The organism is Periweissella ghanensis (genome assembly GCF_918814755.1).
GTDB lineage: Bacteria > Bacillota > Bacilli > Lactobacillales > Lactobacillaceae > Periweissella > Periweissella ghanensis.
The window spans coordinates 1-24,323 of record NZ_CAKKNT010000026.1 but is presented as its reverse complement, the minus strand read 5'-3'; the positions used below and the strand labels follow the sequence as shown (position 1 = coordinate 24,323).

Sequence of the window (24,323 nt, the reverse complement as noted above, 5' to 3'; positions counted from 1 at the left end):
AACTTCTGATGTACTTGTTGATTCTGAGTCAGCTACTGATGTACTCTTTGAAGTTGAATCAGCTTCTGATGTACTTGTTGATTCTGAATCTGATGCAACAGTTGATGTTGATTCTGAGTCAGCTACTGATGTACTCTTTGAGTCTGAATCAGATACTGACGTACTTGCAGATCGTGAAGGTGCAAGAATACTATCACTTTGTGAAGTCGAATTGCTATCACTCATAGAATCACTAGTACTTACAACCTTTGATGTACTTGTTGGAAGCGAAGTACTGATACTTGTTGATTGTGATGTACTATTTGAGATTGAAGTTGAGTTTGCTGGTGTATTCGAAACAACCGTCAAGGTAGCTGTATTAGTTATTAAAGTTTGTGGTGAACCAGCCTTACCGTCAGAACCAATTGGTGTAACTGTAACCTTAGCATAGTATTGTGTACCGCTAGCATTTTGTGCAACATTATTCAATACTAATGCTGATCCCGTTTGATCAGTTAATAGTTTGTCACTACCAAGAAACCCTGCTCCAACTTGATACCATTGATAAACAGTCGTTGCATTTTTATCTGTTGCAGTACCCTGAACAGGGAAAGTTGCGGTTGACCCGGCTATTACAGTTTGGTCATCTAACCCTCCACCAACTTTTACTTGCACTTGACTTGAAAGTGTTGTGCCATCTGGATTTTTAATAGTTGCTGTAAATGTTACAACCCCTGATTGTGAATTTTTATTAGCCGTAATCACCCCAGTTACAGAGTCAATTGTTGCAAGGTTTGCGTCACTTGAAGTCCATGTAACATCACCCGTACCATTACCAACATTAGCGTTTGCTTGTGTTTGTTGACCATTGTAATACAAGTAACTGTTATCAACACTAGTGGTAATTGTCGTTGCATTTTGCGGTTTATCAAAGACATTAACTTGAATAACCTGTGAGTAATAGTTTAAAAGGTATAAAGGTACAAGTGCAGTAACCTTTGCTTTCAATTGATAATAATAAGTTCCAGTTTCAGTCGGGGTAAGTGATAAATTCCCAGTTTTAGTGGTATCATTGGTTGCTTGTGACCAAGTCTTCGTTGTAGGGTCATATTTATACCACGTGTATGTGGTTGTTGATCCTGGAAAAAGAAACTCAAGTACATTCCGACTAAATGACGCTTGTACAGTTGTTGGTGTATTTAAAGTTGTATTAGTAACCTGCTTAGGTGATGTGGTAAATCCACCATTTATATATACTAAAAACCACACTGCTGGATCAGATGGTGTTTGCATAGGATTTGGTATTCCACTAGCTGCCACTGCATCAAGTTGTTTTGGTTGTGCGATGAAGCTCTTGTAACTATTAGCTAATGCTGATTGGAATTGTGCAGAGTTAATTTGTGCTTGCGTTGCTAATTTATTCTTCGTCAAGTATGTAAGCACTGAGCTCTTGTAATCACCGAAGTTTGTAGGTTTAGCAGTAGTAGTATCTGTAGCATCACGGTGGTTGAAGTTAACAACCAAACCGTTAGCTTCTGCATATGCTTGGGCAGCATTTAAAATCGCAGTGCTTGGTGTTTGATCATTTGCTAATACAATACTCAATTCGTGAGTTGTTGCGTCAACAGTAACTGTTGCATTTTTAGGCAATGCAAGAGCTAATGCTTTTTGTGCTGATGCAGTAGCAGTTTTGTTAGCTGTTACTTCATCAACAGTCGTACTGTTTGTAAGTGAGTTAGAAGTTGAAGCAGATCCTTTGGTGCTGGTTGCTGCTTTACTTGAACTAGTTGATGCCTTCGATGTACTTGCACTGGTTGTTGATGTGCTTGTTGATGCGTCTGATGTACTTGCACTAGTTGTTGATGTGCTAGTTGACGAGTCTGATTTGCTAGTTGATGCATCTGATGTACTTGTTGATGCATTTGAAGTGCTGCTAGCTAATGCACTCTTACTTGTACTTGCGTTAGTAGCTGAAGTACTAGTTGAGATACTTTCTGAAATGCTCTTAGATAAACTTTCAGAAGTTGAAGTACTTTGACTAGTGCTAGTATTGGCTGCTGAAGTACTTGTTGATGCAGCAGGAATTGTGGCTGTTTGTTGCGTGGCCAGCACCGTCCCTTGATCAACTTCCTTTGCAGTATCACTATTTCCGTTAGAAACATCGGCGTGAGCGACTTGCGTACCCACTGCACTTGCTCCTAACACACCCCCAAATAATGACATACCGGCAACAAACCATTGCTTACCAGCCTTATACATTTTAAAGTGTTCATACTTTGTTTCATGCATTAATTTGTAATAATTGTTCTTCTTGGACATAAAAAATCCCCCACAGTAAATTTATTTTAGAACATGCATTAATTATTGCATCAAAAATAAAAACTAATTGTTTTTTCGCAAACTTGGGATATCTTATGTACAAATCAGCATATTTTTTTAATTTTTCAAAAAAAACTTCAAGTAATCGAAAATGTCAACAAATATGTCAAGCATATTAGTTGATTTTCTCAAAAAAAAATGATAAATATATTATTTTTTTAATTTTATTTTAAATATGAAATATAACTTAACCAAAAAATAATTTATACTTAAATAAGTTAACATAATAAAAAAGCGATTTACTAATACTCATTTTTGAGTACTAATAAATCGCTTTTTAAATGCAATTCTCAAAACTAGATAGTTAACAATTCTTGTTCCTTATCTTTAGCAATTGCATCAATATTTTTAACCGCTGCATCCGTTGCCTTTTGCACTTGGTCTTCTAAATCGTGTAAATCATCTTCAGTAATTTCGTTAGCTTTTTGTTGCTTCTTAAGTGAATCCATTGCATCACGACGAATGTTACGTACCGCAACCTTCGCATTTTCTGCTTCACCCTTCACATCTTTAGCTAATTCTTTACGACGTTCTTCAGTTAATTGTGGAATAACTAACCGAATTGATGAACCGTCATTTGATGGTGTCAAGCCAAGATCAGAAGCATAAATTGCGTGCTCAATCGCATCCAATGCCGATTTGTCATATGGTGTGATCAAAAGCACACGGGCTTCTGGTACTTGAATTGATGCCATTTGGTTAAGAGGCGTCATTGCACCATAGTATTCTGCTTCAACACGGTTTAATAAACCAACGTTAGCTCGACCAGCGCGAATGTTTTGCAATTCACGTTGAAGCGCTTCACCAGCTTTTTCCATCCGTACTTGTGCGTCTGTAATAATTGCATTTGCCATAGTAATTATTTATCTCCTTTAACAGTAGTTCCGATGTTTTCACCTTCAACTACACGTTTGATGTTACCAGTTTCGTTAAAGTTAAAGACAATCAATGGCATATCAGTATCCATTGATAATGAGCTTGCAGTTGAGTCCATCACTTGAAGGCCTTTGTTCAAGATATCCAAGTGCGTTAACGTATCAAACTTTTCAGCTTCAGGGTTGGTACGTGGGTCATCTGAGTAAACTCCATCAACCCCATTTTTAGCCATTAAGATTGCATCGGCATTAATTTCTGCGGCCCGTAAAGCGGCCGTTGTATCAGTTGAGAAGTATGGTGAACCAGTTCCCGCCGCAAAAATAACAATGCGGTTCTTTTCAAGGTGACGAACTGCTTTACGACGAATGTATGGTTCAGCAATTTGACGCATTTCAATTGAAGTTTGGACCCGTGTTGGGACATTAAGGTTTTCAAGGCTATCTTGAAGGGCCAAGGCGTTCATAACCGTACCTAACATTCCAATGTAATCAGCTTGTGAGCGTTCCATACCAAGTTCGGCACCCGCTTCTCCACGCCACATGTTACCACCACCAACAACAATGGCAATTTCAACACCCAAATCATGAACTTCTTTGATTTCTTCTGCAACTTGTTTCACAAAGATGGGGTTAATACCTCGTCCCTGATCACCAGCGAGGGCTTCCCCACTCAACTTCATTAAAACACGTTTATATTTAACTTCACTCATTCGTATTAATGCTCCTTTAGTAAATCTCTTTAACGTCCCATTTTTTCTTAAAAAAAAGAGGTGCGCCCGAATGCGCGCCTCTTTTAAATAACTAATTAGTTAAAATTAGTTGATTTGGCCCATAACTTCAGCAGCGAAGTCAGTGTTCTTCTTTTCCATACCTTCACCAACTTCGTAACGGATGAATGACTTAAGAGAACCGTTCTTTGATTCTACGTACTTAGCAACCGTTTGGTCACCATCTTTAACGAATGGTTGGTCAGCTAATGAGATTTCAGCAAGGAACTTGTTTAAACGACCTTCAACGATCTTTTCCTTGATGTTTTCTGGCTTACCAGACATATCTTCGGCGTTCATTTGTACTTCTTTTTCGTGTGCTACAACTTCTGCAGGCACTTCTTCGCGTGAAACGAATTGTGGGTTGATAGCAGCAACGTGCATTGCAACGTCCTTAGCAGTTTCAGCATCAGCACCGTCAAGCAATACAAGTGATGAAATACGGCCACCCATGTGTGAGTATGCACCGAAGCTTTGTGAGTCTTCTTTTTCAACGATAACAAAACGACGGAGAGTAATCTTTTCACCAGTAATTTGTGTAGTGTGAATGATCAAGTCGTTAAGAGTTTCTGATTCGCTAACTTTAAGTTCCAAAGCAGCTTCAACGTCAGCTGGTTTGAATTCAACGATTGCGTTAGCAACAGCGTGTAATAAGTCGTTAAATTCTTTGTTACCGGCAACGAAGTCAGTTTCAGAGTTTAATTCAACGATAGCTGCGGCGTTATCCTTAACAGCAACGTAAGTCATACCTTCAGCAGCAATCCGGTCACCCTTCTTAGCAGCCTTAGCCATACCCTTTTCACGGAGTAAGTCGATAGCTTTTGACATATCTCCATCAACTTCGACAAGCGCCTTCTTGGCGTCCATCATACCAACACCTGTTTTTTCACGTAATTCTTTAACTTGAGCAGCAGTAATAGCCATGAGTTATTAAATCTCCTTAAAATCGTTATTATCTATAATTATCTTCTTTTTTAATTGTACCTTAAATCTGCCAAAATAGCAGTTAAAAAAAGCTAGAAACCTAGTTTTTTTCAAAAAAATAGACCACCACATGGTTAGCCAGATTAATCTAGCAAAACTATTGTGACAGCCTACTCTAAACATTTAATTACTTTTCAGCGTTGTCGCCTTCAACTACGGCAGCGATTTCTTCGATTGATTCAACTGAATCATCGGCACCAAATGAGTTTTCATCAACTTGGTCTTCGCCTTGGTTACCTTCGATGATTGCGTCAGCCATCTTAGCAGTGATCAAACGTACGGCACGGATAGCATCATCGTTAGATGGAATCTTAACATCGATGTCATCTGGGTCGGCGTTAGTATCAACCATAGCTACGATAGGAATGTTTAACTTGTGTGCTTCTTGAACAGCAAGTTGTTCCTTACGAGGGTCAACAACAAATAACAAATCAGGAATCTTAGGCATATCAGCGATACCACCCAAGAATTTTTCAAGCTTAGCAGTTTGCTTTACAAGTAAAGCAACTTCTTTCTTAGGAAGACGGTCAAAAGTACCATCTTCAGCCATAGCTTTAAGTTCCTTCAAACGTGCGATACGCGCTTGAATAGTGTTCCAGTTTGTCAAAGTACCACCCAACCAACGGTGGTTGATGTAGAATTGACCAGCACGCTTTGCTTCTTCAGCAATAGCGTCTTGGGCTTGCTTCTTAGTACCAACGAACAATACAACGGCACCGTCTTTAGCAGCGTCACGTACGTAGTTGTAAGCTTGGTCAACAAGTTTTACAGTCTTTTGTAAGTCGATGATGTAAATACCGTTACGTTCAGTAAAGATAAATTCTTTCATCTTAGGGTTCCAGCGACGAGTTTGGTGACCAAAGTGGACACCGGCTTCGAGCAATTGCTTCATTGAGATAACTGCCATGAGTTATTCCTCCAAAATTTTGTTTATTCCTCCCCTAATCGCATCTGTAGCTGGACGATCGCTCGCAACCCAGTCGACATTGATTAAGGTGTGAATTGGTTTTAACACCGTTTAATATGTTACCAAATATAATTAATGGATGCAAGTAAAAATTAGCTACTTTTTACTTTAAATTTCGACACCGTGACTGCGTAAGTAACTTTCCTTTTGACTACGTGTTTGGTGTTTAAAATGCCACTCGGCTGATAATGCATCATGCTTGGTTGTAAATGCTTCTTGATACAATAGTTTTAACGGGTGTTTACTTTTTATTTTAGTAAATTTAGCACCCTTATACTGTTGATGAGTCGCAAAACGGCGGGCCACATCATTGGTAAATCCAGTATATAACATATTATCTGCCGTCAAAATGACATACATGTAATATTCTTTATCACTCACCGTAGAGCACCTGATGAATCATCGGGGTGTATTGACCATTATCATCATACACGACTTGAGGTTCTAAAACGCGCACCCCACCACTCTTACCATCCTTAATGGCTTCAATCAAAACCATATTGGCTTCCTTGCCCGCTTTAGGATGCACAAATTGAATCCGTTTGGGTGCCAAACGCACGGCTTGCATGGCACTTAAAACATCGACTAAGCGATCCGGCCGATGAACCATAAACAATTTCCCATTCATTTTCAATAGACGGCTAGCAGTCTGACAAACGGTATCTAAATTCGTCGTAATTTCATGCCGGGCAATCGCCAAATGTTCATTCGGATTTTTTTGTGAAGATTCACTATTTAAAAAATATGGTGGATTACATAAAACTGTTTCCGCTGATCCACCTTCAATAAAATCTAACGTATCCGCTAAATCAATATTTAACACATTCATGCGGTCTTCCAAACCATTTAATAAAATGGAACGACTTGCCATATCAGCTAAGCGTGGTTGCAATTCAACTTCGGTAATTGGACCCAAACTCTTTTGTGAATAAAAAAGGCCAATAGCACCATTACCAGCACATAAATCAACCGTTAAACCGCGACCACCCTTGGGGGCTTTCGCAAAGTGCGCTAATAAGACGGCATCAAGTGAAAACGCAAAGACACTTGCGCTTTGAATTATTTGAATATCTTGACTGAATAATTGATCAATTCGTTCGTCAGATTGTAATTGTACGTTTGTCATAAAAATTTCCCTACTTGCTTTAAGGAGCTAAATTTTGCATACTTAAAAAGATAAAAGTTTTTTAAAGGAGCTCCAAGATAATGTTTTATTCTATTGCACGGACAATAGTTCGTTTTCTGCTTTTTATTATTAACGGAAAAACCAAAATTTACAACCACAATAAACTTCCTGAAGGAACCTTCATTCTAGCTGGGCCTCACCGCACTTGGTGGGATCCGTTGTTTTTTGCGGTTGCTGGTGCACCCCTCAAGTTTAGTTTCATGGCTAAAATTGAGTTGTTCAAAAATCCCATTTTACGCTGGATTTTAGTGCATGCCAATGCTTTTGCAATTGATCGGAAAAACCCAGGTCCCTCAGCGATTAAGACCCCAGTGAAAAACCTTAAAAGTGAAGATCTTGGGTTGATTATTTTCCCAACTGGTTCGCGTCACAGTAGTGAATTAAAGGCCGGTACGATGATGATTGCCAAGCTTTCTGGTCGACCAGTAGTGCCTGTCGTTTACCAAGGTCCGGTTAAATTTTCACAACTATTCAAACGAAATAACGTTTCAATTATGTTTGGTGATCCTATCTATGTTGAACGCCGTGAAAAGCTTGATGATGAAAATGTTGCCGTTTTCACCAAAAAGCTCCAAGCAGCCTTTGATCAACTTGATTTTGATCTTGATCCCAATTTTAAATACATTGATCCAAAACCTAAGACACCAACTAAAGATTAACATGCAAAAAGCCGACTAATGAATTTAAATTCATCAGCCGGCTTTTTTGAATTATTTAGTGTGACCCTTCATTGATGCCATCACTTGCTTCAACCGTTTTTGTGAAGGTGATTGACCCATTGAAACCATCATAGAACGAACCATTTCTTCAGAAATTGGTGGATTGTTCTTCAAGTAATTTTCCATGTATTTACGGGCAGCAAAGAAACCACCGACAAATCCAATTACAAGCGCTAAAATAATTAAAACAACAGCTAAAAAAGACATGTAAGCTAACTCCTCAATATTTATAATACATTTAGTTTACTTTATTCTGGCTGAGAAAAAAAGAGTTAATCGTCACGAAGACCCTTCTTACGTTGAATTTCTTTAACTTTATCCGGTGTAACTTCTTTTCCCTCTTTGTCAAAAAGTTGCATCATTTCAACTTGTGAGCGGAATGCTTCGCGGAAATTAGCTAAAAATTCTTCACGTAAGGCTTGACGTTCAATTTCTTCTGCCTCAGTTAAGCCTTCACTTTTGTGTTTAGCGGATAACTCATTAATCCGTTGACGTAATTGTTCTCGTTCCACTTTAATTACCTACCTTTTAGTATACTGAGTTGCGATACAAGCCGACAACTTTACCTAAAATTGTAACTGTATCCAATATAATCGGTTCCATTGTATCATTTTCTGGTTGTAAGCGGAAATGTCCACTCTCACGGAAGAAACGTTTAACCGTTGCTTCATCATCTTCCGTTAAGGCCACCACGATATCACCATTATCAGCTTGATTTTGTTTCCGGACAATTACTTGATCACCATCTAAAATACCAATATTAATCATTGATGTTCCGGTCACATTTAGCATAAATAAATCACCATCATATGCTGCCAAATCAGCTGGTAACGGGAAAAACTCAGTTGCTTGTTCTTCAACGGCCAGAATTGGGGCCCCAGCGGTTACTAAACCAACCACTGGAATTTGACCAGGGTTACTTGAAATTCCTAAAATATCCAAGCCATCATCCGTAATTTCAATTGCCCGTGGTTTGGTGCTATCTTTACGTAAATAGCCTTTTGTTTGCAACCGCACAATATGGCCATGCACGGTCGATGTTGATGCCAATCCAACTGCTTCACAAATTTCACGAACGGTTGGTGGATACCCTTTTTGCGTTTGTTTTTCATAAATGAAGCGCAAAACTTCAATTTGTTTACTTTCGCCACGCGCCATTACTTCACCCCTTATTTCTCATCTTCTAATTAATGCCTATTATACTGGAAAAATAACGGTTTTTCAAACTAATGTTCGCCTGTGTTCGTATTACTTAGTCCTTAAAGTCATCTTCGTAAACATAGTCACTATAGAAAGTTGCTAAGAATTGCGTTAAATCCATCGGTTTAGCGGGCACGATTTGGCGACTATTAACTTCTGGATTACCTTCAAATTGCACTTCATCAATTAGTTCGTAAACATCTAAAATTTTAGCAACTTTTTCCGTGACCATTTGTCCCATACCATCATCATAACTGGGCATCAATTGGGTATCAGTCGCTAACTGCTTCAAACTAGCAACATCTTGAATTTGGGTTTCATCTAAGTTAGCCAAAAAAGTAACCACATCAAAAAATGGTTCTGGTTGCTCACCAACAAATGTTTGATTTAGTACCGTAATTGCGTAAGTATGCATTATTTTTTCCTCTTTCTGTAAAGAAAAAGACTGATCGACTCATGCGAATCAACCAGTCTTTTTTATTCTAAAAAATCAAATCTTGACCATTAGAAACGGCGCATTAAGCTTCAAAGTTACCATCGTCGTCTAAGAAAGTGTTCAACACTTCTTCAACCATGTCCCATTCAGCGTCGTCTTCAATTGCTTGTAAGTCACCTTCAGTAGCTTCACCATCTTCATCAGGATTAAATGAGAAGGCTTGGATGTCTACTTCTTGGTCATCTTCAGTACCTTCTGGGTAAAGTAAGATGTATGACTTGTTGTATTCATCAGATGTGAATGTGAAGAGGACGTTGAATAAAGTTTCTGTTCCATCTTCATCTACTAGTGTGATTTGTTGTTCTTGTGGTTCTTCAGCCATAGGGCATACCTCATACTTTCGTTAATTTACCATTTGCATCTAAGTAATTTTGCAAAATTAAACTTGCAGCCAGCTTATCAATAACTTGCTTGCGCTTTTTACGTGATGTATCAGCTTCTTCAACTAACATCCGTTCAGCTTCAACCGTCGTTAAACGTTCATCAATAAAATCAATTGGCAAGCCAAATGTTTCTACTAATAAATCACCATATGCTTGGGCTGCTTCGGCCCGAGGACCAAGCGTGTTGTTCATATTTTTAGGCAAACCAAGGACAAAGCCCCCTGGTTTGTATTCTTCAACAAGCTCTTTCATGCGTTCGATTCCAAATTCTTTTTGATCTTCATCAATCCGAATAATTTCAACCCCTTGGGCAGTCCATCCCATGATATCACTGACTGCTACTCCAACGGTACGGGACCCAACGTCTAAACCTAATAATCGACTCATTTATTTAAATAACTCTTCACGAGCTCTTCGATGATTTCATCGCGCTCGTGCTTTCTAATAAGATTTCGGGCATCATTCAAACGTGGGATGTACGCAGGATCACCAGAAATAAGATAACCAACAATTTGGTTGATTGGGTCATATCCCTTGGCTTCCAACGCATTGTAAACCGTTTGGAGCGTATCATGTACATCGATTGGTTGTACATTACCAAAATCAAATAAGGTGGTTTCGTCTAATGAACTCATATGCTACCTCCAGACTAAAACGTTACTACGAACATTGTATACGGAAATAAAGCTCATGTATACAATAAATAACTAAAACTGACCATTTAAAGTATACAGCACGGGCCCTATTAATGCTCGTTTAACCAACTTGCAGCCGCTGCCAAAGCATCCGCAATCCCGGCTGGGTTACTACCACCAGCTTGCGCTAAGTCAGGCCGACCACCACCGTTACCACCAACTAATGGTGCTACGGCTTTGATTAAGTCACCTGACTTGATACCGGTTGCAATGGCTGGCTTACTCATCGCAACGATTAAGTTAACCTTGTCTTCACCAGTTTTAGCAATTAATACTAACACATCGGAACTTGCATTTTCTTTCCATTGGTCAGCAATCGCGCGTAATTGTTCCATTCCTGAAACTTCAACTTGACTAATAATTGCTGAATGAGCTCCAAATGTTTTAACATCATTAAAGATATTAGCAGCAGCTGAATTAGCAATTTTAGCTTCTAGACTAGTTACTTGACGTTCTAATTCTTTAATTTGGGCTTGTAAAGCTAAGACCTTTTCAGGGGCATCTTTTAATTGTGGGGCTTTAACAGCATTGGCAATTTGGGCTAATTGGTTTTCGTGTTCCTTCGTCAACTTAAAGGCCACGTTAGCTGTGACTGCTTCAATCCGACGAATACCCGCACCAATTCCTGATTCACTCACAATCTTGAATAAGCCAAGTTCACTCGTGTTATTTGCATGTGTTCCACCATCAAATTCGGCATTGAAGTCCCCAATTGAAACTACCCGGACTTTTTCACCGTATTTTTCGGTAAAGACGGCCACGGCACCAAGTTTTTTAGCTGATTCAATATCCGTTTCAATCCATGAAATTGGTAAGGCTTCAGCAATTTTTTCATTAACAAGGGCTTCGATTTCATCAAGCTTTTCAGCTGGAACCGCTCCGTTATATGAAAAGTCAAAGCGGAGGTAATCAGGTGTCACTAATGAACCGGCTTGACTCGTGTGGCCACCTAAAATATTACGTAGCGCTTGGTCAAGCATGTGGGTTGCGGTGTGGTTTTTAGAAACTAATTCATGGAATTTGTGATCAACTACCAATTGGTAGTGTTCACCCTTCTTCATATCAGCTAAAACATTTAATGAGTGAATGTGTTGTCCATTTGGTGCTTTTTGGACATCAGTTACTTCCGCAACAACTTCACCAGCTAACGTCAAAATTTGGCCACGGTCAGCAACTTGACCACCCATTTCAGCATAAAATGGTGTTTCATTGAAGATAACATCGGCCGTTTGACCAGCCGCAACTGTATCTGCCAATTCATTATCCACAATAATATCAGCTAATTGGGCGTCTGCAACGATTTCAGTTGTCCAACCAACATATTTAGATTCTGTGTGTAAGTCAGTTAATAATGGGTTTTGTACGCCCATAGATTTAGCATCACTCCGGGCAGCACGGGCGCGTTCACGTTGAGCTTGCATTTCGGCATCAAAACCATCCCGGTCAACTTTCAAGCCTTCATCATCGGCATATTCTTCGGTCAATTCATATGGGAAACCGTAAGTGTCGTAAAGTTTAAAGGCCACTTTACCATCAATAACATCACTATCAGATGCTTTAACTTCAGCAATCACATCGTTTAACATCTTTAAACCATCTGATAAAGTTTCGTTAAAGCGTTTTTCTTCTGCTAAAACAACACTTTCAATGTATTCAGCATTGGCTAAAACTTCAGGATAGTAAGATTCCATGATGTGACCAACGACTGGTACTAATTGAGTTAAGAATGCGCCATTAATACCTAGTTTGCGACCGTGTAATACAGCACGACGGAGTAAACGACGGATAACGTAACCCCGACCTTCATTTGAAGGCAAGGCACTATCAGAAATCGCAAAAGTTACCGCCCGGGCATGATCGGCAATCACTTTGAATGAAATATCTGTAATTGGTGAGTCACCGTATTTAACGCCGTCACCAAGTTCTTCAGCCTTTTTAATAATTGGCATAAATAAATCTGTTTCAAAGTTTGTCTTAGCATTTTGGAATACTGAAACCACTCGTTCAAGCCCCATCCCAGTATCAATATTCTTGTGTGGTAACTCTTCATAAGTATCTTCTGGCGTATGGTTAAATTGTGAGAAAACAATGTTCCAAATTTCTAAGTAACGTTCATTTTCGCCACCAGGGTAATTTTCAGGATCGTCAGCCGGAATATCTAAGAAGGCTTCTCCACGGTCATAAAAAATTTCTGAATCGGGCCCTGAAGGACCTTGACCAATATCCCAAAAGTTGTCAGCAACATCAAAAATGTGACTAGCTGGCACCCCAGTTTTAAGCCAAATTTCTTTTGCTTCGGTATCTTCTGGGTAAACCGTAACGTATAATTTTTCTGGGTCCATAGCATACCATTCAGGCGATGTTAATAATTCCCAGGCCCATGGAATAGCGTCTTCTTTAAAGTAATCCCCAATTGAGAAATTACCCATCATTTCAAATAAAGTGTGGTGGCGCGCAGTGTGGCCCACGTTTTCAATATCGTTAGTCCGAATTGATTTTTGAGCGTTGGTAATTCGGCGATTAGCTGGCACAACTGAGCCATCAAAATACTTCTTCAAAGTTGCCACCCCAGAGTTAATCCAGAGTAAAGTTGGGTCATCAACGGGTACTAATGACTTAGAAGGTTCAATACTGTGTCCTTTACTTTCAAAGAACTTAAGAAACATTGACCGAATTTCGGCGGATGTTAATTCTTTCATGTTAAAAATGTCTCACTTTCCAAAAAATAGAATAAAAAAAGACCATCGCATGTAGAGACGCTATCCACGTGGTACCACTCTACTTGCAACGATCTAAATCGATTACCTCTTAAATACTCGTTAACGCTGAGTAACGGCCCTATTGCTAGGACAAATAGTGTAAGAGCATCATTAATTGACCTGCGTTTTTTGCACCTTCCAAAACGTCTCTACTTTCAGTTCTAATTATGATATGTTTACTAACTAATATAATACCATTTTTTTAAGCTTTTGAAATCATTTAAAAGTAAAAAAATTGCTTATTTACGAATTAAAATATCACGGGCAATCAATTCATCAACAAAATAGCCAAATTGTTCAGTTAAGGCCGCTGAATTTTGGTGATTAAAGATATTAACCACGGCCGTACCTTTAGCGTTAACAACTTTAATCTTAAAGCCCGTTAAATCGGCATTAACGACCACTTTTAACTTAAATGAATCGTCAAAGGCCTTAGCAGTTTCAAGTTGTCGTAGTAATTGGAATGAACCATTCATTTGTTGAATAAACCCGGTATCCATCAATGCATATTTTTTAATTTGTGGGCTAATCATGTACGTATCAGTATCACCAACTAATTGGGCTGTTTGTGTAAATGCCATTTTAACATCACCTCATTTTTTCTAATATATTTATTATAGCGAAATATCCAGACGGTACAAGCTACGATTACGATTAAATTAAAAAGGCCAGGAAATCTCTTTCCTGACCTTTTTAGCTATTAAGCTTTAATGGCTACAATTTGTGGAAGGAAACGGTGTGAACCGTCTAAATCCATTCCATAACCGAGTAAATATTCATTAGGAACATCTGCCCCAACGTAATCCGCCTCAATTTCAATTTTACGACCAGCTTTTTTATCAACAGCAACCACCGTTTTAACGGAACTTGCTCCCAATTTAGTAAATTCCTTAATCAAGAAATCAATCGTTAACCCAGTATCGATTACTTCATCAATTAAAATTACGTCACGGTTCGTAATATCTTTCCGAACGTTAACTTCAACTTTTAATTCACCAGTTGAAGCGCCATGAGCATAGCTTGAAACATCGACATAATCAAAATCAAATTCAATATCACTAAGTTCTCGAAGTAAATCAGCTGTAAATACAATCGCACCCTTCATAATCGGCACCATTACTGGTCGTTTACCAGCATAGTCTCGCCGAATTTCGGCCGCAACTTTTTTAACAGCCGCTTGAATTTGGGCTTCATCCATAATTACGCGATCAATTTGAATATCCATTATTTATAATCCTTTTGTGGTTAATCTAATAAACCAACGCGCTTGAAGATGGCATCAACATTCTTCAAGTGGTAACTGTAATCAAAAGCGTCGTTAATATCAGCGGCACTCAAGTATTCTTGCACAGTTGCATTTGCTTCAACCAATGGACGGAATTGTACTTGTTCGTCCCATGATTTAGCAGTCATTGGTTGTACAGTGTCATAGGCAGCTTCACGGCTTAAACCAGCATCAATCAACTTCAACAAGAGACGTTGACTGTAAATCAAACCATAAGTTCGATCCATATTAGCTAACATTGTGTCTGGGAAGACCGCTAAGTTTTCTAAAATACCAGTAAAGCGGTGAAGCATGTAATCAACAAGAATCGTTGTATCACCTAAAATAATTCGTTCAGCACCAGAGTGTGAAATATCACGTTCATGCCAGAGCGTAATATCTTCCATTCCAGTTACCATGTGACCACGCACAACCCGGGCCAAACCAGAAATATTTTCTGAACCGATTGGGTTACGTTTGTGTGGCATGGCAGAAGAACCTTTTTGGCCTTTACCAAACCCTTCTTCAACTTCATGAATTTCAGAACGTTGTAAGCTCCGAATTTCCGTAGCAAAGTTTTCAAGACTTGTCGCAATCAAGCCCAAAGTATTAATGTAATCAGCGTGTAAATCACGTGGTAAAACTTGTGAACCAATCAAAGCTGGTTGTAAACCAAGTTCACGCATGGCAACTTCTTCAACTTCGAGTGGCACGTTGGCAAATGTGCCCACGGCCCCAGAAAGTTTACCAGTTTCAACAGCGGTTGCCACAGTTTTAAAGCGTTCAATGTTACGAACCGCTTCGGCGTAAAAACGAGCTACTTTTAACCCAAAAGTAGTTGGTTCCGCATGTACTCCGTGGGTCCGCCCCATCATAACTGTGTCTTTGTACTTAAGTGCCATTTCAGCAACTACATCACGGTATTTAAGCAAGTCAGCCAAAATAATGGCATTTGCTTGCTTTAAACGCAATGCTTGGGCCGTATCAACGACGTCCGTACTTGTTAAACCGTAGTGAATCCATTTCTTTTCATCACCTAATGATTCAGAAACATTCCGAGTGAAGGCAACCATATCATGACGGGTTACTGCTTCAATTTCAGCAATCCGTTCAACATTAAAGGTTGCATTGGCACGAATTTTATCATAGTCAGCTGCGGGAATGTGGCCTTCTTCAACCCATCCTTTAACAACGGCAGCTTCAACTTCTAACCAACTTGCATACTGATTTTCAAGTGACCAAATGGCACTCATCTCTGGGCGTGAATAACGATCAATCATTAAAACTTTTCTCCTGTCCAAACATTTAATAATACGTTAGTTTGATCCCGGTCAGGACCAACTGCGAAGGTTGCAATTTCAACGCCGACTAATTCTTCAATCCGCTTCAAGTAAGCTTGGGCATTTTGAGGTAAGTCTTCACGTTTTGTAACACTAGTAATATCTTCTGTCCAACCTGGTAATTCTTCATAGATTGGGGTTACTCGTTCTAAATCTTTAAAACTTGCTGGGTAGTACTTAATTTCCTTACCATCAAGTTCGTAAGCGGTCGCAATTTTTAATGTTTCAATACCAGTTAACACATCAATACAGTTAACTGAAAGCTTAGTTAAACCTGACACCCGGGCAGAGTGACGCATTACAACTGAGTCAAACCAACCAATCCGACGAGGACGACCGGTCACAACTCCGTATTCATGCCCAACTTCACGAATGTGATCACCAATTTCATTAATCAATTCCGTTGGGAAAGGACCTTCACCAACACGAGAAGTGTATGCTTTGGCAACCCCAACTACGTCAGTAATGTTTGTTGGTCCCACACCAACCCCAGTTGTCACCCCACCAGCAATTGGATTAGATGATGTTACATATGGGTAAGTACCGTGGTCAACATCAAGCATGACCCCTTGAGCACCTTCAAACAAGACTTTTTTACCAGCACGGAAGGCTTCATCAACCAAGTAAGCTGTATCAGTAACATATTGCTTCAATTGTTGACCGTAAGCGTAGTATTCTTCAACTAACGCATCGGCATCAATTGGGGCATGATTATAAATTTTTGTTAATAGTTGATTCTTTTGGCTAACTACGGCGTGTAACCGTTTTGATAAAACATCACGATCAAGTAAATCGCAAACGCGAATCCCAACTCGAGCATATTTATCAGTGTAAGCTGGGCCGATTCCGTTACCGGTCGTCCCGATTTTGTCAGCCCCTTTTGCTTCTTCTTGTAAGACATCAATTAACTTGTGGTATGACAACAAGACTTGAGCACGATCTGAAATCCGGAGATTATCAGTATTCACGTTTTGTGAGTTCAAGTATGCAAGTTCTTCAAGAACAGATTGTGGGTTTAATACAAATCCGTTACCAATAACTGCAAGTTTATCATCGTCAAAAATACCTGAGGGAATTGAGCGCAATTCGAACTTTTGACCGTTAAAGACGATCGTGTGTCCGGCGTTATCCCCACCTTGGTAACGAACGATTACATCTGCATCTTGGGCGAGGAAATTCGTAATTTTACCTTTTCCTTCATCACCCCATTGACTTCCAACAACAACAATTCCAGCCATTATATATATACCTCTTCATCAATATCTATTGAATAACAAACCTTTAATAGCATAACCTAAGATTTAACACTTAGCAAGTCTATAGTTCGTGTTTTATCCCCTTTTTAGGTTTTTTTTTTAAATAAATTGATAAAATTACGGACTTTTTTTCATCTAACTAAAATTCTTACCCTTAAAAATGAACTTTATCAAAAACTTTTACAGAAAAAATACCTCTTTTACAGAAAAACAAAAAAGGATACTAAGCTTCAACTTAGTATCCTTACATCTATTCTTCTGAATCTTCTACAACTTCTGGGGCTAATTTGGTAATTTCAAATTCATTGATGTACGCATTATCGTAATCCAAAGCTTTAATTTCAAAATTGGCTACATGCATTACATCCCCAGTTCGAAACTCGGGTTGATGGTTAAGTACGTATCCCGTTAAAGTAACGGCTTCATCTTCTTCAAACTCTTTAACGTTAACATCAAAGTAGCGTTCCAAATCATAAAGTGAAACTTTACCATTTACTTTATATTTGTAATTACCTAATTTTTGGATATAATCATCGGCCACATCGTCAATTTCATCACGAACTGAGCCAAATAATTCTTCATAAATATCTTTATCAGTAATTAACCCTGATGTACCACCATATTCGTCAACCACAATTGTAATTGGGGCCCGTTTGGCAACCATGACTTTAAGAACATCATGGACATCCATGTTTTCCGGCACGGCGGGAATATCACGCATGATTTTTACCACTGGTTCAGAATCGTCAATACGACCTTGACGGATTAAATCATAGGTATAAACATAACCAATAACCTTATCTTTATCACCATCTGCAATCACTGGTAAACGTGAGTACCGTTCTTGAATGTAAATTTCAAGGGCTTCGTGAATAGTTGTATCAACATCCACGACACACATTGATGTACGGTCGACCATAATGTCAACGGCAACCTTATCATTCATATCAAAGGCCCGTTCCATAAATGTTAAATCTTCTTCGTCTAATTCCCCAGCTTTAGCGGCATTTTTTGACAATGATAAGATTTCATTTTGTGAGTAAATATCTTCATCTGCGGCCGTTGGATAGCCCAATAAATGGGTAAACAAATTAGCCGTGCGATCAAGGATGAAAATCAATGGATAAAGGACAATATGGAAGAACCGTACTGGCCGTACAATGAACATTAATATTTTAACTGGGTCGGCAATCGCAATATTTTTAGGCACCAAATCGGTAAAGACCGCGTGAATAACGGTAAACAATAAAATCGCAATAATTGATGAAATTCCTTGCGCAACATTGGCTGGTAAAATTCCACTAGCAATAATCGCATCAGCAATCGTAACTTCACCAATCCACCCTAAAATAAGACTTGTTAGCGTAATTCCAACTTGTGCCGTTGAAAGGTATTCAGTTAAATTTTCTGTCATGTGAATTGCAGCATCAATTAAACGCGTTGAACCCTTGCGTTCTTCTTTTAAGGCACGTAGCGCACTCACACGCACACGAACCAATGAATACTCTGTCAGCGTAAATAAAACAGCTAACAGCAATACTAACACAATGACAACAACATTAATTAAATAAGACGGACCAGGTTCCAAGACGGTAAACCTCTTTTCATAATAAATTTTTTTGGTATTACATATTATAGCACGCCAAGATAAAACGACCAACAAAACTATTAGCTTTCATTTATCTTATATTATTTCGGCGGTTACAAACAAAAAAAGCCCAATGAGCGAACTCATTGCACTTTCTTGTTAGTAAATTTAATTACTTAGTTTCACGGTGTAAAGTAACCTTACGATCACGTGGGCAGTACTTGTTAACTTCAAGACGGTCAGGGTTGTTCCGACGGTTCTTATTTGACAAGTAGTTGCGTTCACCGCATTCAGTACATTCTAAAGTAATGTTAATGCGCATGTCAAAACCCTCCAGTATTAATTTCTCAATAAATCTAGGGAATGGCTAATCACTTAGCACACGCTCCCTCAACTCAAACTATAATACCAGAAATTAAAATTAATTACTAGTACTATTTAAGTTTTCTTGCTTATCAGTTGCAGATGGGGTGTAACCAGCCACCGTTGATTTGTCTTGAACGTATTTAAAGTAGGCGTTGTAAATATCAATTGCCATGTTAATATTCAAGTTTGATCCAAAGTTTGATTGTGGACCACTTGGCATTGCCAAAGCAATCGCAATGTTTGAACCAGGAATATACGTAATCAAACTCAAAGTCAACGTTGGTTGGCCGTCAGTAAAGGTTTCCGCCGTCCCAGTTTTCGCATATGGGGTTGGTGAAACTTTTTGCAATGCTTGCCCTGTCCGACGTGGATTAGGCCCTGCAACCACTTGTTGCATCCCTTCTGTTACGACAGCACGCTGAGCGGGGGTCCAGCCAACTGAGTTTAAAATCCGAGGTTGAATGGTTGTTTGAATATTACTCAACTTACCTTGGGAATTTGATGACATAATTGATTGCACCACGTGTGGTTGCATCCGGTAACCGCCATTAGCAATCGTTGATACGTATTGTGCTAATTGTAAAACTGTATAAGCATCATATTGTCCATAAGCTTCCATCAAGGCTTTCCCTAAATCAGCCCGAGTGCTTGGTCCGACAATCCCCGCTGTTTCACCTGGTAAATCAATACCTGTCTTAACACCTAACCCAAATAAGTTAAAGTTGTTACGCATAATGTTAAATAAATTAGGGTTAACGTTCTTCAAGCCCATTCCAGGGTGATATTGCACACCCCCTTCACGTAATGCTAGTTGCATCATGTATGAGTTTGATGATAATGCTAACGCCGTTTGAGCTGTAATCGGCACAATCCCATTACGGTTCCAGTCAGAACTTTGTGGCGCAGTTCCGGCAATTTTAATTGGTTGGTCATTAATAACATTGTTAGTTGGTGTAATAACCCCTAACTTCAAACCACCCGTAACCATGGCTGGCTTAACTGCTGACCCCATTACGATTGCTTGGTTAATTGCCCCTAAGGCATTAGAGGTAACCTTACCAGTCTTTGGATCACGGTTAACCCCGGCAATTCCGTAAATACCACCTGTATATGGATTCATTGCGACCGCATACGCTCCAGATGTTAAGCCACCTGAAAGGTTCTTACGCAACGTCTCTTCCATGGCAGCTTGGAATTTAGCGTTAATTGATAACACTAAATTATCCCCTTTACGCCCAGGATAATCTTCCACTGCATTCAAAATCTTATTATTAGATGCCGTTTCAAATTCAGTTTGACCTTTAGTTCCCTTCAATACTGGTTCGTATTGTTTTTCAAGATAACTTTGACCAACTGAATCATTACGTGAATAACCTTTGCTAAGTAAAACATTTAAATTATCAGCTGGTAATCCAACTTTTTCCGATGACACGGTCCCAATAACTGCTTGAATTGATTTCCCTTGTGGATAATCCCGTTGCCAAGCCGTAGAAATTGAAATCCCAGGCATTGAACTCAAGTGTTCCCCAATTTGGGCAATCGCTTCGTCACTAACGCCACCTTCTTTAATATAGGTCGTTGAGAGTTGATAGGCACCCGTCATTTTTTGAAAAATCATCGCAGCATTTTGTTGTTCTGCTGATAATTCATACCGTTTTGGATGATCAAAGACTTCATTCAATTGCGCCTTATATTGAGCATCTGGTCCTAATGCTTTGAAATTTTTAATCCGTGCATTAATAGCTTTAGTATTTTTGGCATTAGCTAATAAATAATCCGCGACTGTTCGTTGTGCAAGTTGTGAGGTATCAACACTTAAATATTTACTCAAGCGATTAGCAGTATCATACATTTGGCTACTTAAAACATTAACCCCTTTAGTGTATGAAATGGCCTTTAAAGCTTTATTACCAACTAACACTTGGCCAGTTGAATCATAAATCATACCCCGTTGCACATTATTTGTTTCAACAAGAGTATCTGTTCGGTTAACATCGGCGACGAAGAACGCCCCTTTTGAAATTTGTAAATAGTATAGTTGTCCAATCAACGCTGCAAAGAGGGCAAAGACAACACCCAAAATCAACTTTAATCGAAATGGCAAATCTGAACGATAGCCTTTTTTCTTCCGCGCGCGGCGTGTAAAACGATTTTCCATGAATCTCCCACCAATTAAATTGCACGCCATACTGTGCAATTTTTAAATTTTATTTTTTCTTATACCTGATACCAAAGCACGCTTTGATAACATTTAACGTTACTTATTGTAACATACTGAATCGAATTCAGTGACCGTCTTATACGTTGTTTTAATTTTTTATGGTAAAGTTATCTTAACTTAAAATCCAAAAAGGACCGTAAAATTTTAATATGAAAAAATATTTCAATCGCACAACTTGGCCATTATGGCTCGCGTTTTGGCTCCCAATTATTATTATGGGTTCATATTTTGCAACGCGCCACATGATGCCCTTTGGTAAATCAACGATTTTAACCGTTGATTTAGGCCAACAATACGTTGATATGTTCGCGTTACTACGCAATACCTTGTTACATCATCCAGCCACCTTTTTTTACTCTTTTAGTAATGCTTTAGGTGGTGATATGCTTGGTGTTTGGACTTATTACTTAATGAGTCCGCTCAATTTAATTTTGCTATTTTTCCCACCAGCAATTTTACCAACCGGTATTCTTTTTTTGACCTTACTTAAATATGCCCTCGCTAGCTTTACGATGACTTGGGTTGTTAACAAGTTAAAGTGGCAAACAGGTTGGCTTGCAACAACTTTTGGGATTATATATGTCTTAATGGGCTGGATGATTTCATACCAGTTAAATTTACTCTGGTTAGATGCCTTAATTTTATTACCATTAATTATTTATGGGCTTGAAAAACTGTTGAGTACCGGTAAATACCGCTACTACGTCATACCGTTTACCTTAATGTTAGTTATTAACTACTATATAGCTTACATGATTGCCCTGTTTTTAATGCTGTATTGGTTATGGACGATTTCACGTGAGTCACTCAACGGCCGGCAAATTCGACAAGCCTTTGTCCGCTTTGTTAACGGATCACTTTTAAGTGTTGCTTTGGCTGCCGTAGTTTTACTACCAACTTTTTTCCAATTAACGCAAGGAAAGGGTCAATACAATACCACCACTATTGGTAATTGGATTGAATATAATCCCCTGTTTTTCTTCAGTAAAATGTTTGTCGGTAGTTTTAATTTTGCCCAAATGCCTACTGGTCAACCCAATATTTTTATTGCCAGCATCGGCGCTTTTGGGGCCCTTTTATACTTCATTAATCGTGATTTTCGCTGGCAAAATCGTTTAATTGCAAGTTTAATAACCATCTTTTTATTCGCTTCTATGTTCATTGCCCCACTTGACTTATTATGGCATGGTCTCCAATTTCCAGTCTGGTATCCATATCGTTTTAGCTTTTTATGGTCATTTTGGTTGTTATGGCTGGCTGCGACTAGCCTATCATCGCACCACCCCCTTCAGGTTAAACCATTTATCGCCTTAATCAGTACTTTTGCCATTATTTTTATCGTAGTTGCTTGTACATTTAGTAAAACTAACTTTATGACTTGGCCACAATTACTAGTTGGTTCAGCTTTCGCCTTATTGGCCTTAGTATTATTATTAATGCCGCGAGTTAAAATCTGGTCATGGTTGATTTTATTATTAACGATTACCGAAGTTAGCACTAATGCCATTTGGTCACTCAATAATTTTAGTTACCTAACTAAAGCCGAGTATCAAAATGAGGTTAATGCTACCCATAAAGCACTCGCAACCATTCCTAATACCAATACTCAATTTATGCGAATTGGCCAAACGTATTCTCGGACAAAAGATGATCCTTTTATGCAAGATTACTTTGGTGGCTCAGCCTTTAGTTCATCCTTTTCTAAAAAGACTAGTGATTTTATGGGCTTAATTGGAAATCCCAATGGTGATAATTATGCAACGTACTATAACGGCACCATGTTGACTGATAATTTGCTAGGCTTTAAATACTTTTTAGATGCCTCAACTCATTTTGCAACGGCCCAAGGTGCGCCTGCCCAAATGCAAAATACGCAACGGCCGGATTTACTAAGTGATTTATTCCACGCCGAAACCCCGGATGTAACAATTTATAAAAATCCTAACGCTTTAGGTCTTGGCTTTGCTGCAAATTCAGCCGCCCTCAAGACCCAGTTAAAAAATAGTAACCCATTGGTAAACCAAACTAACTTGTGGGATGGCATCGTTGGGCAATCTAACCAAGCCCTTTTTACGGCGCTACCATTTTTAAACTTCACGACGCAAAATGCTAATCGCCCACAAAGCGTTAACGGGGCCTTCTTAACCCCTAAAAATTTAGTTAAACCAACTTCGCTAACCGCCACGTTTATTCCGCAAGATAATAATCCTTATTATCTTACCATCGGTCCAAATATGACCCCGGATGTAGTAACGATTACATTAAATGGGCGTGTTTTACACACAAACGATGCCTTTAAAGCACCGATTATTCTTAACGTAGCTAACCTCGCTAAAGATCAACCGCAAACGTTAGTCTTCACGTTGAAAAAAGCTAATTTATGGCTCCAAAATGTTGGCTTATATGAACTTAATGCACCATTACTAACTGCACAAACCAAACAGTTACAAGCTCACAGTTGGCAAATTAACCATTTTAGCCAACGTAAAATTAGTGGTGATATTGACGTGCCGCGTACCGCTCAATTATTAATGACCACTATTCCACAAATCCCTGGATGGCATGCCCTTGTGGATGGGCAACCGGTTGCTACTAAAACTGTGGCAAATATGTTTTTGGCTGTGCCACTCAAACCGGGCCAGCATACTGTAACGCTTAAATATACACCGCCCTTCTTAATTTTAGGTAGTCTCATTAGCTTGTTGGCTGTGCTTATTACGCTAGTTTATACTTTCTTACAGCGTAAACGATAATTTAAAATAACAGCGACGAGCATAACACACAAAAATCGGTTCTACACTATTTGATGTTGATGAGTAAAATCATCGACATCTTTTTTTGCAAAAAAAATAGGACACCGTATGTCCTAGTGCTAAAATTAAGTCGACGAAAACCAAAG

The 24,323-nt window shown here is 38.9% G+C and carries 24 protein-coding genes; 2 read left to right on the top strand and 22 right to left on the bottom strand.

Annotated features, from left to right (window positions below):
• From LQZ76_RS08065 to LQZ76_RS08035, 7 genes are all read right to left on the bottom strand, one after another.
• The coding region (locus LQZ76_RS08065; RefSeq protein ID WP_230099212.1) for a KxYKxGKxW signal peptide domain-containing protein at nt 1-2,298 on the bottom strand (2,298 nt) is incomplete at its 3' end.
• A gap of 356 nt (nt 2,299-2,654) precedes the next feature.
• Complete coding sequence (frr, locus tag LQZ76_RS08060; protein ID WP_230099211.1) at nt 2,655-3,212, bottom strand: ribosome recycling factor; 558 nt, start codon at nt 3,210-3,212, stop codon at nt 2,655-2,657.
• Between the two features lie 5 nt (nt 3,213-3,217).
• The gene (gene pyrH, locus LQZ76_RS08055; RefSeq protein WP_230099210.1) at nt 3,218-3,943 is read right to left on the bottom strand and encodes a UMP kinase; all 726 of its coding nucleotides are present in this window, start codon (nt 3,941-3,943) and stop codon (nt 3,218-3,220) included.
• A 105-nt stretch (nt 3,944-4,048) separates the two neighbouring features.
• Nucleotides 4,049-4,924, bottom strand: a complete 876-nt coding sequence (gene tsf, locus LQZ76_RS08050; protein ID WP_230099209.1) for a translation elongation factor Ts — start codon at nt 4,922-4,924, stop codon at nt 4,049-4,051.
• 187 nt (nt 4,925-5,111) lie between these two features.
• Nucleotides 5,112-5,891: a 30S ribosomal protein S2 gene (rpsB, locus tag LQZ76_RS08045; protein WP_168721925.1), complete on the bottom strand. Its 780-nt coding sequence runs from the start codon at nt 5,889-5,891 to the stop codon at nt 5,112-5,114.
• 168 nt (nt 5,892-6,059) lie between these two features.
• Nucleotides 6,060-6,311, bottom strand: coding sequence for a GIY-YIG nuclease family protein (locus LQZ76_RS08040; RefSeq protein ID WP_284706001.1), 252 nt, complete (start codon nt 6,309-6,311; stop codon nt 6,060-6,062).
• Between the two features lie 13 nt (nt 6,312-6,324).
• The gene (locus LQZ76_RS08035) at nt 6,325-7,077 is read right to left on the bottom strand and encodes a tRNA1(Val) (adenine(37)-N6)-methyltransferase (RefSeq protein ID WP_230099207.1); all 753 of its coding nucleotides are present in this window, start codon (nt 7,075-7,077) and stop codon (nt 6,325-6,327) included.
• A gap of 80 nt (nt 7,078-7,157) precedes the next feature.
• Between LQZ76_RS08035 and LQZ76_RS08030 the strand changes: the two genes are divergently transcribed.
• Nucleotides 7,158-7,796: a lysophospholipid acyltransferase family protein gene (locus LQZ76_RS08030; protein ID WP_230099206.1), complete on the top strand. Its 639-nt coding sequence runs from the start codon at nt 7,158-7,160 to the stop codon at nt 7,794-7,796.
• 51 nt (nt 7,797-7,847) lie between these two features.
• On the opposite strand, the gene LQZ76_RS08025 is transcribed toward LQZ76_RS08030, so the two are convergent.
• From LQZ76_RS08025 to LQZ76_RS07955, 15 genes are all read right to left on the bottom strand, one after another.
• Nucleotides 7,848-8,063, bottom strand: a complete 216-nt coding sequence (locus tag LQZ76_RS08025; protein WP_230099205.1) for a YneF family protein — start codon at nt 8,061-8,063, stop codon at nt 7,848-7,850.
• A gap of 65 nt (nt 8,064-8,128) precedes the next feature.
• Nucleotides 8,129-8,374, bottom strand: a complete 246-nt coding sequence (locus tag LQZ76_RS08020) for a DUF896 domain-containing protein (protein WP_230099213.1) — start codon at nt 8,372-8,374, stop codon at nt 8,129-8,131.
• 10 nt (nt 8,375-8,384) lie between these two features.
• A complete protein-coding gene (gene lexA, locus LQZ76_RS08015) occupies nt 8,385-9,014 on the bottom strand; it encodes a transcriptional repressor LexA (protein ID WP_230099204.1) in 630 nt (209 codons plus the stop codon).
• Nucleotides 9,015-9,108: 94 nt separating this feature from the next.
• Entirely contained in the window at nt 9,109-9,471 is a 363-nt protein-coding gene (locus LQZ76_RS08010) for a hypothetical protein (RefSeq protein ID WP_230099203.1), read from the bottom strand.
• 103 nt (nt 9,472-9,574) lie between these two features.
• Nucleotides 9,575-9,874 (bottom strand): DUF1292 domain-containing protein, encoded by a 300-nt coding sequence (locus LQZ76_RS08005; protein ID WP_168721933.1) that lies wholly within the window; start codon nt 9,872-9,874, stop codon nt 9,575-9,577.
• Nucleotides 9,875-9,884: 10 nt separating this feature from the next.
• Complete coding sequence (gene ruvX / locus LQZ76_RS08000; protein WP_230099202.1) at nt 9,885-10,322, bottom strand: Holliday junction resolvase RuvX; 438 nt, start codon at nt 10,320-10,322, stop codon at nt 9,885-9,887.
• Nucleotides 10,319-10,570: an IreB family regulatory phosphoprotein gene (locus LQZ76_RS07995; protein ID WP_230099201.1), complete on the bottom strand. Its 252-nt coding sequence runs from the start codon at nt 10,568-10,570 to the stop codon at nt 10,319-10,321. The genes ruvX and LQZ76_RS07995 overlap by 4 nt, the downstream gene beginning before the upstream one ends.
• 110 nt (nt 10,571-10,680) lie before the next feature.
• Nucleotides 10,681-13,329, bottom strand: coding sequence for an alanine--tRNA ligase (gene alaS / locus LQZ76_RS07990; RefSeq protein ID WP_230099200.1), 2,649 nt, complete (start codon nt 13,327-13,329; stop codon nt 10,681-10,683).
• Nucleotides 13,330-13,628: 299 nt separating this feature from the next.
• A complete protein-coding gene (locus tag LQZ76_RS07985; RefSeq protein ID WP_230099199.1) occupies nt 13,629-13,970 on the bottom strand; it encodes a DUF1831 domain-containing protein in 342 nt (113 codons plus the stop codon).
• Nucleotides 13,971-14,089: 119 nt separating this feature from the next.
• The gene (gene hpt, locus LQZ76_RS07980; protein ID WP_230099198.1) at nt 14,090-14,614 is read right to left on the bottom strand and encodes a hypoxanthine phosphoribosyltransferase; all 525 of its coding nucleotides are present in this window, start codon (nt 14,612-14,614) and stop codon (nt 14,090-14,092) included.
• A gap of 20 nt (nt 14,615-14,634) precedes the next feature.
• Nucleotides 14,635-15,933: an adenylosuccinate lyase gene (purB, locus tag LQZ76_RS07975; RefSeq protein WP_230099197.1), complete on the bottom strand. Its 1,299-nt coding sequence runs from the start codon at nt 15,931-15,933 to the stop codon at nt 14,635-14,637.
• Complete coding sequence (locus tag LQZ76_RS07970) at nt 15,933-17,231, bottom strand: adenylosuccinate synthase (RefSeq protein WP_230099196.1); 1,299 nt, start codon at nt 17,229-17,231, stop codon at nt 15,933-15,935. The genes purB and LQZ76_RS07970 overlap by 1 nt, the downstream gene beginning before the upstream one ends.
• A gap of 268 nt (nt 17,232-17,499) precedes the next feature.
• Nucleotides 17,500-18,837, bottom strand: a complete 1,338-nt coding sequence (locus LQZ76_RS07965; RefSeq protein WP_230099195.1) for a hemolysin family protein — start codon at nt 18,835-18,837, stop codon at nt 17,500-17,502.
• Between the two features lie 172 nt (nt 18,838-19,009).
• Nucleotides 19,010-19,159: a 50S ribosomal protein L33 gene (gene rpmG / locus LQZ76_RS07960; RefSeq protein ID WP_168721942.1), complete on the bottom strand. Its 150-nt coding sequence runs from the start codon at nt 19,157-19,159 to the stop codon at nt 19,010-19,012.
• A gap of 99 nt (nt 19,160-19,258) precedes the next feature.
• The gene (locus tag LQZ76_RS07955; protein WP_230099194.1) at nt 19,259-21,361 is read right to left on the bottom strand and encodes a peptidoglycan D,D-transpeptidase FtsI family protein; all 2,103 of its coding nucleotides are present in this window, start codon (nt 21,359-21,361) and stop codon (nt 19,259-19,261) included.
• A 212-nt stretch (nt 21,362-21,573) separates the two neighbouring features.
• On the opposite strand from LQZ76_RS07955, the gene LQZ76_RS07950 reads away from it, so the two are divergent.
• Entirely contained in the window at nt 21,574-24,177 is a 2,604-nt protein-coding gene (locus tag LQZ76_RS07950) for a YfhO family protein (protein WP_230099193.1), read from the top strand.
• Nucleotides 24,178-24,323 lie beyond the last annotated feature (146 nt).